This window comes from Streptomyces seoulensis (assembly GCF_022846655.1).
Classification (GTDB): domain Bacteria; phylum Actinomycetota; class Actinomycetes; order Streptomycetales; family Streptomycetaceae; genus Streptomyces.
The window spans coordinates 4331408-4345836 of record NZ_AP025667.1 but is presented as its reverse complement, the minus strand read 5'-3'; the positions used below and the strand labels follow the sequence as shown (position 1 = coordinate 4345836).

Sequence of the window (14429 nt, the reverse complement as noted above, 5' to 3'; positions counted from 1 at the left end):
GAGGTGCTGCGGTCATCCGTGAAAGCCCAGCAGTCCGTGCAGGGTTGATCCACGGGCGGCCGCGGGGGCTGTCCTCGCGTCCAGGGGCTCGGGGGCCGGGGACTTGTCGCAGACCGCGTCGATCTCGCCCCGGCCGCGGGGGACCGTGCCGTCGGTGAGGTAGGTGGTCAGGTGGTCGTCCAGGCAGGAGTTGCCGGTCAGGGTGATGCCGTGGTTGCCGCCGCCCTGCTCGACCACCAGGCTGGAGTGGGCCAGCAGGCGGTGGGTCATGACGCCGCCCGAGTAGGGGGTCGCCGCGTCGTCCGTCGCCTGGAACAGCAGCGCCGGGGGCAGTTTGCCGTTGGCGATGTTGACGGGGTGCCGGGTGCTCGTCGGCCAGAACGCGCACGGTGCGTTGTACCAGGTGTTGTTCCAGGTCATGAAGGGTGCCTTGCGCTGCGTCGCCCAGGTGTCCCGCGACCAGCGCCGCCAGTCGCGCGGCCACGCCGCGTCCCGGCACTGCACGGCCGTGTAGACGCTGTAGTTGTTGGCCCCGGCCGCGTCGACGGCGGCGAATTTCCCGTACGCCTTCTCCAGCGGCCCGGTGTCCTTGTCGTGGACGTAGGAGGCGAGCGCCTCGGCGAGGTAGGGCCAGTAGCCGTCGTAGTAACCGCCCGGCATGTAGGTGTCCTCCAGCTCGGCGGCGCCCACCTTGCCGCCCGCCGGGTCCTTCGCCAGCGCGGCCCGCATCGCGTACCAGTCGGCCTCGATCCGCGCGGGGTCGGTGCCGAGGCCGTACGCCTCGTCGTGTCCGGCGATCCACGCCATCAGCGCCTTGTGGCGGGCGTCGAAGGCGTGGTCCTGGGTGAGGTTGTCCTCGTACCAGACGCCCGTGGGATTCACGATCGAGTCCAGCACAAGGCGGTGCACGCGGCTGGGGAAGAGCTTGGCGTAGACCGCGCCCAGGTAGGTGCCGTATGAGTAGCCGAGGTAGCTGAGGCGGCCGGCGCCGAGGGCCTGGCGGACGGAGTCCAGGTCGCGGGCGGCGGAGACGGTGTCGATGTACGGCAGCACGTCCGCGTGGGCCTTGCCGCAGGCGGTGGCGAAGGACCGCACCCGGTCCAGGTTCCGCCGCTCCAGCTCCGCCGTGGCCGGGACGGTGTCGGGGCGCACCGGCGCGAAGTGGTCCGGGGCGCAGTCCAGGGCCGGGGTGCTCCTGCCGACGCCGCGCGGGTCGAAGCCGATGACGTCGTACTGCGCGGCCACCTCGGCGGGCAGCGCGGAGGCGACGAATCCGGCGAGGGCGAGCCCGCTGCCGCCGGGGCCGCCGGGGTTGACCAGCAGCGGCCCCTGGGAGGTCTTCGCGGAGTGCGGGACACGGGAGAGGGCGAGCGTGATCTGCCGCCCGGCGGGCCGGTCGTGGTCCAGCGGCACCTTCAGGGACGCGCACTGGAGGGTCGGGTAGTTGCCGGTGCCGCAGTCCTTCCAGGCGAGACCCGGCGCGGCGGGGGCGGCCTGGACGGGCAGGGCGGTGGCGGAGGCCGCGAGCAGGACGGCCGTCGCGCCCAGTACGGCTGCGCGTGTTCTCATGCGTGGGCACTCCACGGGACGGAGGATGGCGCGGGCCGCGAGGGCCGCGGTCCTCGCGGCATCGTCCCTGCAATCCCCGGCTCCGGAGCGTCTTGGCCCCGTACTTGACCCGAACGGGTCGCCGGATGCCCTCGAACGCCCTCACATGAGGGTGAGCTGTGTCGGCTCGGGTTCGGCCGGCCGCTCCTCGGTCCGGGCCGGGCGGATGCGCCGGGTGGCACCGGCGCGGGTCGGCCCGATGCCGTACTCCCGCGCCAGCTCGTGCACCTGGCGGGTGATCCGGCGCTGGTACCAGGTGGGGGCGTAGGCGCCGCCCGCGTACAGCCGTTCGTAGCGGGCCACCAGGTGCGGGTGGTGCCGGGCGAGCCAGCTCATGAACCACTCCCGCGCACCGGGCCGCAGATGCAGCACCAGCGGCGTCACCGAGGTGGCCCCGGACTCCGCGATGGCGCGCACGGTGTCGCGCAGCCGCTCGGGCTGGTCGCTGAGGAAGGGGATGACCGGGGCCATCAGCACCGCGCAGCCGATGCCGTGCTCGCCGAGCGTGCGCACCACGTCGAGCCGCCGCTCGGGCGCCGGGGTGCCCGGCTCGACCGTGCGCCACAGCTCGGGGTCGGTGAAGCCCACGGACACCGAGATGCCCACGTCCGTCACCTCGGCCGCACGGACCAGGCGGTCAAGGTCGCGCAGGATCAGGGTGCCCTTGGTGAGGATCGAGAACGGGTTGGCCCGCTCGGTCAGGGCGTCGATGATGCCCGGCATCAGCCGGTAGCGACCTTCGGCGCGCTGGTAGCAGTCGACGTTGGTGCCCATCGCCACGTGCTCCCCGCCCCAGCGCGGCGAGGCGAGCTGGCGGCGCAGCACCTCGGGCGCGTTGACCTTGACCACGATCTGCGAGTCGAAGCCGAGCCCGGTGTCCAGGTCCAGATAGCTGTGCGTCTTGCGGGCGAAGCAGTACACACAGGCGTGCGAGCAGCCCCGGTAGGGGTTCACCGTCCATTCGAACGGCATCCGTGAGGCGCCCGGTACCCGGTTCAGGACCGAGCGGGCCCGGACCTCGTGGAAGGTGATGCCCTTGAACTCAGGGGTGTCGAAGGTGCGAGTCGTGACGGCGCCCGCTTCGAACAGCGCGCCGTCGGGGGTCCGGCCGTGACCACCGGACTCGTCGGTCAGGTTCTCCCAGCGCATGACGCCTCCTCGGTAGCTCGTCACCCAGAATAGAACATCTGTTCCCATGATCGGGCGGACCCCGATTTGGGCGGCCGGGCGCCGGGGTGGTTGGCTTGCCGAAAACCTGAGGTATCAGCTCGTGGAGGAAGCAATGGCGCAGGTCGAGGCCACTACGGAACGAGTTTTCGCGGCGAACGCCGACAGAGTGTTCGACGCGCTCATCGACTACCGGTCCACCCGCCCGAGGCTGCTCCCCGAGCACTTCAGCGAGTACGAGGTGCGTGAGGGCGGCAACGGCGCGGGCACCCTCGTCCACTGGAAGCTCCAGGCCACCAGCAAGCGCGTGCGCGACTGCCTGCTGGAGGTGAGCGAGCCCACCGACGGCGAGCTGGTCGAGAAGGACCGCAACTCCACCATGGTCACCACCTGGCGTGTCACCCCGGCCGGTGAAGGCCGTGCCCGTGTCGTGGTCACCACGACCTGGAAGGGCGCCGGCGGCATCGGCGGCTTCTTCGAGCGCACCTTCGCCCCCAAGGGCCTGGGCCGCATCTACGACTCGGTGCTCGACCGGCTCGCCACCGAGGTCGAGAAGTAACACCCCCAAACACCGGCCGGTGCGGGGGGTGTTGCTCCCCTCACCGGTTCGAGTGATCTCCGCCGAGACCGGATTCATGCCGTAACTCGCCGTATGTGTTCGCAGTTGTCGCGTAACGCGGGATGTGCGACAGGTGCGAGCGAGGGGAGCGGTACGTGGGCGGAACGACGCTGGTGCGCGAGGAGCCGGTCGCAGAGGCGGTCCCGGCTCCGGTCGAACACCTGGACCCACCACCATCCGCCGCCGGACCCGAACTCGGCGCGCGCCAGGTGCGGTTGGTCTTCATCGGGCTGATGCTCGCCCTGCTGCTGGCCGCGCTGGACCAGATGATCGTCGCCACCGCGCTGCCGAAGATCGTCGGTGAGCTGCACGGCCTGGACAAGATGTCCTGGGCGATCACCGCCTACCTGCTGACCTCCACCATCGGCCTGCCGCTCTACGGCAAGCTCGGCGACCTCTTCGGCCGCAAGGGCGTCTTCCAGTTCGCCATCCTGGTCTTCGTCATCGGCTCCGCCCTCGCCGGGCGGGCGCAGAGCATGGACCAGATGATCGCCTTCCGCGCGGTCCAGGGCGTCGGCGCGGGCGGCCTGATGATCGGCGTACAGGCGATCATCGCCGACATCGTGCCGCCCCGGCAGCGCGGCCGCTACATGGGCCTGATCGGCGCCGTCTTTGGCCTCGCCTCCGTCGCGGGCCCCCTGCTCGGCGGCTACTTCACCGACCACCTCTCCTGGCGCTGGTGCTTCTACATCAACGTCCCCTTCGGCCTGGTCACCCTCGCCGTCGTCGCCGTCGTGCTGAAGCTGCCCCGGCCGAAGAGGCGCGGCCGCCTCGACGTGCCCGGCGCCCTGCTGCTCGCCGCCGCCTCCACCTGCCTCGTGCTGCTGACCAGTTGGGGCGGCACCGAATACGCCTGGGACTCCAAGGAGATCATCGGCCTCGGCGCGGGCGCGCTCGCCGCCGCGCTGCTCTTCCTCGTCGCGGAGCGGTTCGCCGCCGAACCCCTCATGCCGCTGCGGCTGTTCCGCGACTCCGTCTTCAACATCACCGGCCTGGTAGGACTGGTCATCGGCGTCGCCCTGTTCGGCGCGGCCAGCTATCTGCCGACCTTCCTCCAGATGGTCGACGGGGCCAGCGCCACCGAGTCCGGTCTGCTGATGCTGCCCATGATGGCGGGCATCGTCGGCGCCTCGATCATCGGCGGCCAGCTCATCAGCCGCACCGGCCGCTACAAGATCTACCCGCTGCTCGGCGCCGCGCTCGCCGCGCTCGGCATGTGGCTGCTGTCCCGGCTGGAGGTGGACACCTCCCGGCTGACGTACAGCATCTGGATGGCCGTCCTCGGCACCGGCATCGGCCTGGTCATGCCCGTCCTGGTGCTCGCCGTGCAGAACTCCGTGCGCCCCGCCGACCTCGGCACCGCCACCAGCGCCAACAACTACTTCCGGCAGATCGGCGGCAGCGTCGGCGCCGCCATCTTCGGAACCCTCTTCGCCGACCGGCTCACCGACGCCCTGCGCGAGGACCTCCCGCCAAACGCCTCGGCCGCGCTGCCCGACCCCGAGGCGATCACCCCGCAGCTCGTCCACGCCCTGCCCCCGGCGCTGCGCGACGCCTACATCCACGCCTACGCCGACGCGATGCCCCGGATCTTCCTGTACCTGGTGCCGGTGCTCGTCCTCGGCCTGATCATCGCCTTCTTCCTCAAGGAGAAACCCCTGGTGTCCCAGCACGCCCCCACCGCCACCGACCCGGACACCGTGCCGGTCAGCGTCCCCGTACCCCAGGCCCGTTCGCCGCACGCGGCCGGGATCGCGGTCTGCGGCACCGTCCAGCACCCGGACGGCACTGTGGTGCCCCGCGCCGCGCTCACCCTCATCGACGTCGCCGGCGTGCAGATCGGCCGGGGTGCCAGCGGCGACGACGGCCGCTACGCCCTCGCCACCCCCGGCCCCGGCTCCTACGTGCTGATCGCGGCGGCGGGCGGCCACCAGCCGCAGGCCGTCTCCGTCACCGTGGGCGAACGGCCCGTCGAACTGGACGTGGTCCTCGGCGGCGCCGGACGCCTCGCGGGCGCCGTGCTCACCGCGGACGGCAGCCCCGTACGCGACGCCACCGTGACCCTCACCAACGTGCACGGCGAGGTCGTCGCCTCCACCCGCAGCGGCCGCGAGGGCGGCTACGTCATCACCGAGCTGGTCGCGGGGGAGTACACCCTCGCCGCCAGCGCTCCCGCCTTCCGTCCGGCCGCCCTCCCGGTCAGCGTCCAGGCGTCCCGCGAGACCCGCCAGGACGTCGAACTCGCGGGCGGCGCCGTGCTCAAGGGCACCGTCCGGGCCGGGGGAGGGCGTCCCGTGGAGGACGCGCGCGTGACCCTGCTCGACGCGGCCGGGAACGTCGTCGACACCCTCACCACGGGCGCCGACGGCACCTTCCGTTTCATCGACCTCTCCTCCGGCGAGTACACCGTCATCGCCGCCGGCTACCCGCCGGTCGCCACGGTGCTGCAGGTGGCGGGCGGTGGCCGCACCGAGCGTGACCTGCAACTGGGGCACGAGGACTGAGCGGGAGCGGGCCCCGCGGGGCCGGCGTGATCCCGGGGACGGAATTCACGGATTGCCACACATGGCGATGTGACTCCCCCGTACCGTAGTGGCGGGCGGCACAGATCGTTCGCGTACAGCCGTGGGGAGAGAGGGCCTGGGCCATGGACCGTGGCAGCGAGCGGGACGCGTCTCCCGGCCGCGGCAGGGGTGACACCGCGGCCGGCCGGATTCCGCTGGCCGTGGTGATCGTCGACCGCGCGGGCCTGGTGTCCCACTGGAGCAGCGGCGCCGGGCGGATGTTCGGCACCGGCCGGGAGGAGGCCGTCGGGCAGCCCGTCGCGGACCTGCTGCCCGTCTCGGGCGCCCTCCCCGACGAACTCCCGCCCGACGGGTACGACGGGTACGACGGGCCCGGCCCCGACCTGGAGACCTCCCTCGGCACGCACACCGGCTATCCGACCGCGGGCCGCGCCCGGCTCACCCCGCCCGAGCGCAGGGACGACGAGCGGATCGACGTGCTGTGGTGGGCCTACCCGCTTGTCGGACCAGGGCCCTCCCGGCTGCTGGTGCTCGCCGCCGACGCCACCCGGCTGCGCGAGGCCCGCGGCCACCTCGACGAGGGCACCGAGCGCATCGCGCCCGGCTTCGCCCGCCACACCGAACTGCCCACCGCCGCCGACCTGGAGCGCAGGCTGCCCGAGATCCTGCCCAACATGGGGCCCGGACTCGGCGCCCGCATCGTCTCCCAGGTGCTCGAACTCGGCTATCCGGTGCTGGAGTTCAGCCAGTACGAGCGGGTGCCCGTCACCCCTTACTGGGGTGTGCCCCGGCGCCCCGGCCGCTCTGACAGCGTTGTCCCCCGCCCCCGCTCCGAGCCCCTGATCCCGGCCGAGGCCCTCGCCGACCTGGAGTACGCGGCCGTGCGTGAGCGGCTGGAGTTCCTCAACGAGGTCAGCTCCGGCATCGGCACCTCGCTCGACCTCGGCGAGACGATCCGCGAGGTCACCAGCGCCGCCGTGCCCCGGTTCGCGGACTTCGCGGGCACCCACCTGCGCTCCGCCGTCCTCGCGGGCGAGGGCTTCCCCGACGGGCCGCCCGACGCCAGCACCGTGATGCACCGGGTCTGGGTCGAGCACGACGACGAACCCGGCCGCTGGGACGACACCGTCCCGGTCGGCGAGGCGTTCGCCTTCCCCGAGCACACGCCGTTCTACCAGTGCATGGTCACCGGTGAACCGGTGCTCATCCCCAGCATCAGCGAGGAACTGGGCAACAGGATCTCCGGCGAGTTCGAGAAGCGGGACCTCAGGCCGCTCATCAACGGCCGCTCCCTGCTGATCGTCCCGCTGAAGGCGCGCAACGTGGTCCTCGGCTTCATGGTGCTGCTGCGCCGCGCGGACCGGCTGCCGTTCGACGGCATGGACCGCACCACGGGCGCCGAACTCGCCGCCCGCGCCGGGCTCGTGCTCGACAACGCCCGCATGTACACCTACCAGGAGAACGTCGCCGAGACCCTCCAGGACAGCATGCTGCCGCAGGTCACCCCGCGCATGGCCGGGTGCGACGTGGCGACCCGGTACCTGCCCGGCATCCGGCTCGGCCGGATCGGCGGCGACTGGTTCGACACCGTCAAACTGCCCGGCTCGCGCACGGCGCTGGTCGTGGGCGACGTCATGGGCCACGGGCTCAACTCGGCCGCGATGATGGGCCAGTTGCGCACCGCCGTCCAGACGATGGCCACGCTGGAGACCCCACCCGCCCAACTGCTGCGCAACCTCGATGACCTGGCCCGCCGGCTGGGCGAGAACTACCTCGCCACCTGTCTCTACGCCGTCTACGACCCGATCCGCGGCGAGTTGCAGATCGCCAACGCGGGCCACATCCCGCCCGTGCTGGTGCGCGCGGCGGACGGCGGCAGCGAACTGCTCGATCTGCCCACCGGCGCACCCATCGGCGTCGGCGGGGTGCCCTTCGAGGTCACCACGGTGCGGGTCGCGCCCGGTGACCGGCTGGTGCTGTGCACGGACGGCCTGGTCGAGGTGCGCGGCTCGGACATCGGGGACGGGCTGGCCGCGCTCTGCGAGTCCGCCGCGCATCCGGCCGCCTCGATGGACGCGGCCTGCGACACGATCATCCGCGCGCTGAACACCCGTGGCGGCCGCAAGGACGACGTGGCCCTGCTGATGGCCCGGCTCAACGGCATCCCCGACGACCACGTGGCCCAGTGGCGGCTGGACGCCGACCCGCGCGAGGTCTCCCGCGCCCGGCACCTGGTCCAGGGGCAACTGCTGAAGTGGGGCCTGCCACAGGCGGTGGACACCGCGCTGCTGCTGGTCAGCGAGGTCGTCACCAACGCCGTACGGCACGGCGGGGGCGGCCCGGTCGGGCTCCGGGTGGTCCGCACCGACGCCCTGCTGTTCGAGGTCACCGACGAGGAACCGGAGCTGCCCGACATGCGCACCGCCGGGCCGGACGACGAGGCGGGCCGGGGGCTGCGCGTGGTCAGTCGGCTCGCGAAGGAGTGGGGCGCGACGGCGAGCGGGCACCACAAGACGGTGTGGTTCGAGCAGGCGCTGATCCCGTAAAGGTGCCCCTGGACCCCTTGCCCGGGGGGCGGCCGGCGCGATATCCCGATCAAGGCACCGACCTTGGGGAGATCGCAGTGAACGTTTCCGACGACTACCGCTCCAACTGGGAGAGTTACTGGCGGGAGACCTCCGAGGAGCGGGGGGACGCGATCTGGGACTCCGACCCCTCGCTGACCGCCGAGCCCCACAGCGAACTCCTCCTGCCCCACGCCGACGCCGGCCGCGTCATCGTGGACCTCGGCTGCGGCAACGGCACCCAGACCCGCTACCTCGCCACCCGGTTCGCCCGCGCGGTCGGCGTCGACCTCTCGGACGCCGCGATCGACCACGCCCGCCGTGCCACGGCCGGCCCCTCGGCCGAGTTCGAGCAGCTCGACCTGACCGACACCGACGCCGTACGCGACCTGCACGGCCGCCTCGGGGACAGCAACGTCTACATGCGCGCCGTCATCCACCAGAGCGAACCGGCGGCCCGCCCCGCGGTCGCCACCGCGGTGGCCGAACTCCTCGGTGAGTCGGGCCGTGCCTTCGTCGTCGAACTGACCTCCGCGTCCCGTGACGTCCTCCAGCGCGCGGCCGCGGGCCCCGCCGGGCCGCCGCCGAAGCTGCGCCGCGTCTTCCACCACGACCTCAAGCCCGCCGCCGCCGCGGACGACGAGATCCCCCGCCTCCTGACCGAGGCGGGCCTGAAGATCCTGGCCACCGGTGAGACGGTCCTCCCGCAGACCGAGCACTTCCCGGACGGCACCCGCATAGACCTGCCCGCCCGGTGGTTCGTCCTCGCACGCGAGTGAGAACGGGGCGGGCCGGACGGTGACGTCCGGCCGGGTCGTAGCCGCCGCCCGGCCGGACGCGTAACCTGCGCGGCATGAAGATCCTCATCAGTGCCGACATGGAAGGCGCCACCGGGGTCACCTGGCCCGCCGATGTGCTGCCGGGGACCCCCGAGTGGGAGCGGTGCCGGGGGATGTTCACCTCCGACGTGAACGCCGCCGCGCTGGGCTTCTTCGACGGCGGGGCCGATCAGGTGCTGGTCAACGAGGCCCACTGGACCATGCGGAACCTGCTGCTGGAGGACCTGGACGAGCGGGTCGAGATGCTCACCGGGCGGCACAAGGCGCTGTCCATGGTGGAGGGCGTCCAGCAGGGCGACGTCGACGGCATCGCGTTCGTCGGCTACCACGCGGGCGCCGGCATGGAGGGCGTCCTCGCCCACACCTACCTCGCCAACCAGATCACCGGGGTCTGGCTGAACGACGTACGCGCCAGCGAGGGTCTGCTGAACGCGCACGTCGTCGCGGAGTACGGGGTGCCCGTGGTGCTGGTCACCGGGGACGACCTGGCCTGCGAGGACGCGCTCGGCTACGCGCCCGGGGCGCTGAAGGTCGCGGTCAAGGACCATGTCTCGCGGTACGCGGCCGTGTGCCGCACCCCGGCGCGCACCGCCGCCGACATCCGGGCCGCGGCCAAGGAGGCGGCCGGGCTGGCCGTACGGCAACAGCCCTCGCAGCAGGGCCCGTTCACCGTCGCCGTGGAGTTCGACGCCGAGCATCTGGCGATGGCCGTCACGGTCGTGCCGGGGGTCGCGCGGGTCGGGGAGCGGAAGGTGGCGTACACCACCGACACGATGTACGAGGCAATTCGCACGTTCAAGGCGGTCACCACGATCGCCTCAGCAGCCGTGGAGGAACAGTATGGCTGACCAGCGCGCGCTGGACGAGGTGGTCGAGTTCACCTCCGAGCTGATCCGGATCGACACCAGCAACCGGGGCGGCGGCGACTGCCGGGAGCGGCCCGCCGCCGAGTACGCCGCCGAACGCCTGGCCGGCGCGGGCCTGGACCCGCTGCTGCTGGAGCGGACCCCCGGGCGGGCCAACGTGGTCGCCCGGGTCGCGGGCACCGACCCGTCCGCCGACGCGCTGCTGGTCCACGGGCATCTGGACGTGGTGCCCGCCGAGGCCGCCGACTGGAGCGTGCACCCCTTCTCCGGCGAGGTCCGCGACGGCGTGGTCTGGGGGCGCGGTGCCGTCGACATGAAGAACATGGACGCGATGATCCTGGCCGTGCTGCGCGGCTGGGCCCGGCAGGGCGTACGGCCGCGCCGGGACCTGGTCATCGCGTTCACCGCCGACGAGGAGGCCAGCGCGGAGGACGGCTCCGGGTTCCTCGCCGACCGGCATCCCGAGCTGTTCGAGGGCTGTACGGAGGCCGTCGGGGAGTCCGGCGCCTTCACCTTCCACGACGGCACCGGGCGCGAGATCTACCCCGTGGCGGCGGGGGAGCGGGGCACCGGCTGGCTGCGGCTCACCGCCGGCGGCCGCGCCGGGCACGGCTCCAAGGTGAACCGGGAGAACGCGGTGACCCGGCTCGCCGCCGCCGTCACGCGTATCGGCGAGCACGAGTGGCCGCTGCGCATCACACCGACGGTACGGGCCGCGCTCACCGAACTCGCCGCGCTGTACGGCCTCGAGCCCGACTTCGACGACGTGGCTCTGCTGCTGGACAAGCTCGGCCCGGCGGCCAAGCTGGTCGAGGCGACCGTCCGCAACAGCGCCAACCCGACGATGCTGGACGCCGGTTACAAGGTCAACGTCATCCCCGGTGACGCGCACGCCCACATCGACGGACGCTTCCTGCCGGGCGGGGAGGAGGAGTTCGAGTCGACGCTGGACCGGCTCACCGGACCCGATGTGGACTGGGAGTACGTGCACCGCGAGGTGGCCCTCCAAGCCCCGGTGGACGCACCGCTGTTCGCCCGCATGCGCTCGGCCGTCGAGGAGTTCGCGCCCGGCGCGCACGTCGTCCCGTACTGCATGTCCGGCGGCACCGACGCCAAGCAGTTCTCCCGGCTCGGCATCACCGGCTACGGTTTCGCCCCGCTGCGCCTGCCCGAAGGACTCGACTACCAGGCGCTGTTCCACGGCGTGGACGAACGCGTGCCCGTGGAGGCGCTGCGGTTCGGCGTCCGCGTCCTCGACCGCTTCCTGCGGACGGCCTGACCGAGATGGGGGACGAGATGGGGGACGAGATGGGGGAAGAGATGGGGGAAGAGATGGGGGAAGAGATGCGGGTCCAGCCGTACGGTTCCTGGCCGTCGCCCGTCGACGCGGCCCTCGCCGCCGCGCACGACGGACACCCCGAGTGGGTGGGGTTCGTCGGGGACGAGGTCTGGTGGACCGAGCCCCGGCCCGCCGAGGGCGGCCGCCGGGCCCTGGTGCGCCGCACGGCCGACGGCGCCGAGGAGCCGGTGTTGCCGCAGCCGTGGAACGTGCGCAACCGGGTCCACGAGTACGGCGGCCACCCCTGGGCCGCCGCCTCCGGTGCGGACCGTCCGCTGGTCGTCTTCACCCACTTCGCCGACCAGCGGCTCTACCGCTACGAGCCCGGCGGGGGCGACCCGGTCCCGCTGACCCCGCTCTCCCCGACGGGCGGCGGACTGCGCTGGGCCGAGCCGGAGTTGGATCTCGAACGCGGCGAAGTCCGGTGTGTGCTGGAGGAGTTCACCGGCGAGGGCAGCGGTGACGTACGGCGCGTGCTCGCCGCCGTACCGCTGGACGGCTCGGCCGCCGACGACCGGTCGGCCGTACGCGAACTCACCGGCGAGCGCCACCGGTTCGTCACCGGCGCGCGCGTGTCCCCGGACGGTCGCCAGGCCGCGTGGCTGGCCTGGGACCACCCGCGCATGCCCTGGGACGGCACCGAACTCCTCGTCGCGGACATCGGCGACGACGGCCGCTTCCGGGACGTGCGCACGGTCGCCGGAGGGGACGACGAGGCCATCGCCCAGGTGGAATGGGCGCCGGACGGGCGGCTGCTGTACGCGAGCGACCGGGGCGGCTGGTGGAACCTCTACCGCGACGGCGTACCGCTGTGCCCGCGCCAGGAGGAGTTCGGCGGCCCGCTGTGGAAGCTCGGCCAGCGCTGGTTCGTCCCCCTGGCGGACGGGCTGCTCGCGGTCCTGCACGGCCGTGGCGCCGCCGTGCTCGGGATACTCGACCCCGAGACCGGTGAGATCGCCGACGCGGCGGGCCCCTGGACCGAGTTCGCGTCCTCCCTCGCCGCCCACGGCAGCCGGGTCGCGGCCATCGGGGCGAGTCCGCGCACCGGGTACGAGGTCATCGAGCTGGACACCGGCACCGGCCGCGCCCGCGTGATCGGTGCGAGGCACCGGGACCCCGTCGACCCCGCGTACTACCCCGAGCCCGAGGTCCGCACCTTCACCGGGCCCGGCAGCCGCGAGGTGCACGCGCACGTCTATCCGCCGCGACACCCTGAAATCGCCGGTCCCGAGGGCGAGTTGCCGCCCTACGTGATCTGGGCGCACGGCGGCCCGACCAGCCGGGTCCCGCTCGTGCTGGACCTCGAGATCGCCGCCTTCACCTCGCGCGGCATCGGCGTCGCCGAGGTCGACTATGGCGGCTCCACCGGGTACGGGCGCGAGTACCGCGAGCGGCTGCGGCACCAGTGGGGCGTGGTCGACGTGGAGGACTGCGCGGCGGTTGCCCTGGCCCTGGCCGAGGAGGGCACGGCCGACCGGGACCGGCTGGCGATCCGGGGCGGCAGCGCGGGCGGCTGGACCACCGCGGCCTCCCTGACCAGCACCGATGTCTACGCCTGCGGCACGATCAGCTACCCGATCCTCGACCTCGCCACCTGGGGCCCCGGCCGCACCCACGACTTCGAGTCCCGCTACCTGGAGTCCCTGGTCGGCCCGGTCGCCGAGGTCCCCGAGCGCTACGCCGAGCGGTCGCCCACCACCAATGCCGACCGGCTGAAAGCCCCCTTCCTGCTCCTCCAGGGGCTGGACGACGTCATCTGCCCGCCCGAGCAGTGCGAGCACTTCCTCGACCGCGTCGCCGGCCGGGGTGTACCGCATGCCTACCTCACCTTCGCCGGCGAGGGCCACGGCTTCCGCCGCGCCGACACCATGGTCCGCGCACTGGAAGCCGAACTGTCCCTGTACGCCCAGGTGTTCGGCCTCGACCTGCCCGGTGTCCCGGAACTGGAGCTCGGCACGTGAAGCAACTCCTGCGCCCCGCCCGGCTCGCCCCCGGCGCCCGCGTGGCCGTGGTCGCGCCCAGCGGGCCGGTGCCCGAGGCACGGCTGCACGCGGGCCTCGACATCCTGCGCGGCTGGGGCCTCGACCCGGTCGCCGCACCCCATGTGCTGGACCGGCACGGCCAGTTCGGCTACCTCGCGGGCACCGACGCCGCCCGAGCCGAGGACCTCCAGCGGGCCTGGTGCGACCCCGGAGTCGACGCGGTGCTCTGCGCGCGCGGCGGCTACGGCGCCCAACGGATGGCCGACCTGCTCGACTGGGAGGCCATGCGCCGGGCCGGACCGAAGGTGTTCGTCGGCTTCAGCGACATCACCGCGCTGCACGAGGCGTTCGCCACCCGGCTGGGCCTCGTCACCCTGCACGGCCCGATGGCCGCGGGGACCGACTTCATCGGCAGCGAACGCGCCCGCGACCACCTCCACGCGACCCTCTTCACCCCGGAGAAGGTCCAGCAGATCACCACCGACGGCAAACCCCTCGTCCCCGGCCGCGCCCGAGGCGTCACCCTCGGCGGCTGCCTCTCCCTCCTCGCGGCGGAACTCGGCACCCCGCACGCCCGCCCCTCCGCCCGAGGCGGCCTGCTCTGCCTGGAGGACGTGGGCGAGGAGACCTACCGCCTCGACCGCTACCTCACCCAGCTCCTCCGCTCCGGCTGGCTGGAGCGCGCCCACGGCATCCTGCTCGGCTCCTGGCACGACTGCGACCCGTACGACACCCTCCGCCCCATGCTCACCGACCGCCTGGCCCCCCTGGGCGTCCCGGTCCTCGAGAACGCCGGTTTCGGCCACAACCCGGACGCCCTGACGATCCCCTTCGGCATGGCTGCGGAACTCGACGCGGACGCGGGCACGCTGCTCCTGGAGGAGCCCGCGCTGCGCTGAGTTGACCTTGCCGTGGCGTCA

The 14429-nt window shown here is 72.9% G+C and carries 10 protein-coding genes; 8 read left to right on the top strand and 2 right to left on the bottom strand.

The window, feature by feature from the left end; all coding sequences use genetic code 11:
* Positions 1 to 12 precede the first annotated feature (12 nt).
* Together HEK131_RS20050 and HEK131_RS20045 are read right to left on the bottom strand one after the other, a co-directional pair.
* Positions 13 to 1569: an alpha/beta hydrolase gene (locus HEK131_RS20050; RefSeq protein WP_244336414.1), complete on the bottom strand. Its 1557-nt coding sequence runs from the start codon at positions 1567 to 1569 to the stop codon at positions 13 to 15.
* Between the two features lie 141 nt (positions 1570 to 1710).
* The gene (locus tag HEK131_RS20045) at positions 1711 to 2757 is read right to left on the bottom strand and encodes an Rv2578c family radical SAM protein (protein WP_244336413.1); all 1047 of its coding nucleotides are present in this window, start codon (positions 2755 to 2757) and stop codon (positions 1711 to 1713) included.
* 133 nt (positions 2758 to 2890) lie between these two features.
* Between HEK131_RS20045 and HEK131_RS20040 the strand changes: the two genes are divergently transcribed.
* The 8 genes from HEK131_RS20040 (at position 2891) to HEK131_RS20005 (ending at position 14408) form a co-directional block, all read left to right on the top strand.
* Positions 2891 to 3334: an SRPBCC family protein gene (locus tag HEK131_RS20040; RefSeq protein ID WP_217465342.1), complete on the top strand. Its 444-nt coding sequence runs from the start codon at positions 2891 to 2893 to the stop codon at positions 3332 to 3334.
* 155 nt (positions 3335 to 3489) lie between these two features.
* The gene (locus tag HEK131_RS20035; protein WP_244336412.1) at positions 3490 to 5898 is read left to right on the top strand and encodes an MFS transporter; all 2409 of its coding nucleotides are present in this window, start codon (positions 3490 to 3492) and stop codon (positions 5896 to 5898) included.
* A gap of 143 nt (positions 5899 to 6041) precedes the next feature.
* Positions 6042 to 8465, top strand: coding sequence for an ATP-binding SpoIIE family protein phosphatase (locus HEK131_RS20030; RefSeq protein WP_244336411.1), 2424 nt, complete (start codon positions 6042 to 6044; stop codon positions 8463 to 8465).
* A gap of 77 nt (positions 8466 to 8542) precedes the next feature.
* Positions 8543 to 9262 carry a class I SAM-dependent methyltransferase gene (locus HEK131_RS20025; RefSeq protein WP_244336410.1) on the top strand — a complete coding sequence of 240 codons (720 nt, stop codon included), beginning with the start codon at positions 8543 to 8545 and terminating at the stop codon, positions 9260 to 9262.
* A 74-nt stretch (positions 9263 to 9336) separates the two neighbouring features.
* Positions 9337 to 10170, top strand: coding sequence for a M55 family metallopeptidase (locus tag HEK131_RS20020; protein WP_244336409.1), 834 nt, complete (start codon positions 9337 to 9339; stop codon positions 10168 to 10170).
* Positions 10163 to 11467, top strand: a complete 1305-nt coding sequence (locus HEK131_RS20015; RefSeq protein WP_244336408.1) for a M20/M25/M40 family metallo-hydrolase — start codon at positions 10163 to 10165, stop codon at positions 11465 to 11467. Before HEK131_RS20020 ends, HEK131_RS20015 begins: the two co-directional genes overlap by 8 nt.
* A gap of 53 nt (positions 11468 to 11520) precedes the next feature.
* Positions 11521 to 13488, top strand: a complete 1968-nt coding sequence (locus HEK131_RS20010; RefSeq protein ID WP_244336407.1) for a prolyl oligopeptidase family serine peptidase — start codon at positions 11521 to 11523, stop codon at positions 13486 to 13488.
* A complete protein-coding gene (locus HEK131_RS20005) occupies positions 13485 to 14408 on the top strand; it encodes a S66 peptidase family protein (RefSeq protein WP_244336406.1) in 924 nt (307 codons plus the stop codon). The genes HEK131_RS20010 and HEK131_RS20005 overlap by 4 nt, the downstream gene beginning before the upstream one ends.
* Positions 14409 to 14429 lie beyond the last annotated feature (21 nt).

Bases quoted from the DNA above. Each gene is read 5' to 3' on its own strand.
- HEK131_RS20050 (WP_244336414.1), bottom strand. From the start codon at position 1,569: ATGAGAACACGCGCAGCCGTACTGGGCGCGACGGCCGTCCTGCTCGCG.
- HEK131_RS20045 (WP_244336413.1), bottom strand. From the start codon at position 2,757: ATGCGCTGGGAGAACCTGACCGACGAGTCCGGTGGTCACGGCCGGACC.
- HEK131_RS20040 (WP_217465342.1), top strand. From the start codon at position 2,891: ATGGCGCAGGTCGAGGCCACTACGGAACGAGTTTTCGCGGCGAACGCC.
- HEK131_RS20030 (WP_244336411.1), top strand. From the start codon at position 6,042: ATGGACCGTGGCAGCGAGCGGGACGCGTCTCCCGGCCGCGGCAGGGGT.
- HEK131_RS20020 (WP_244336409.1), top strand. From the start codon at position 9,337: ATGAAGATCCTCATCAGTGCCGACATGGAAGGCGCCACCGGGGTCACC.
- HEK131_RS20015 (WP_244336408.1), top strand. From the start codon at position 10,163: ATGGCTGACCAGCGCGCGCTGGACGAGGTGGTCGAGTTCACCTCCGAG.
- HEK131_RS20010 (WP_244336407.1), top strand. From the start codon at position 11,521: ATGGGGGAAGAGATGCGGGTCCAGCCGTACGGTTCCTGGCCGTCGCCC.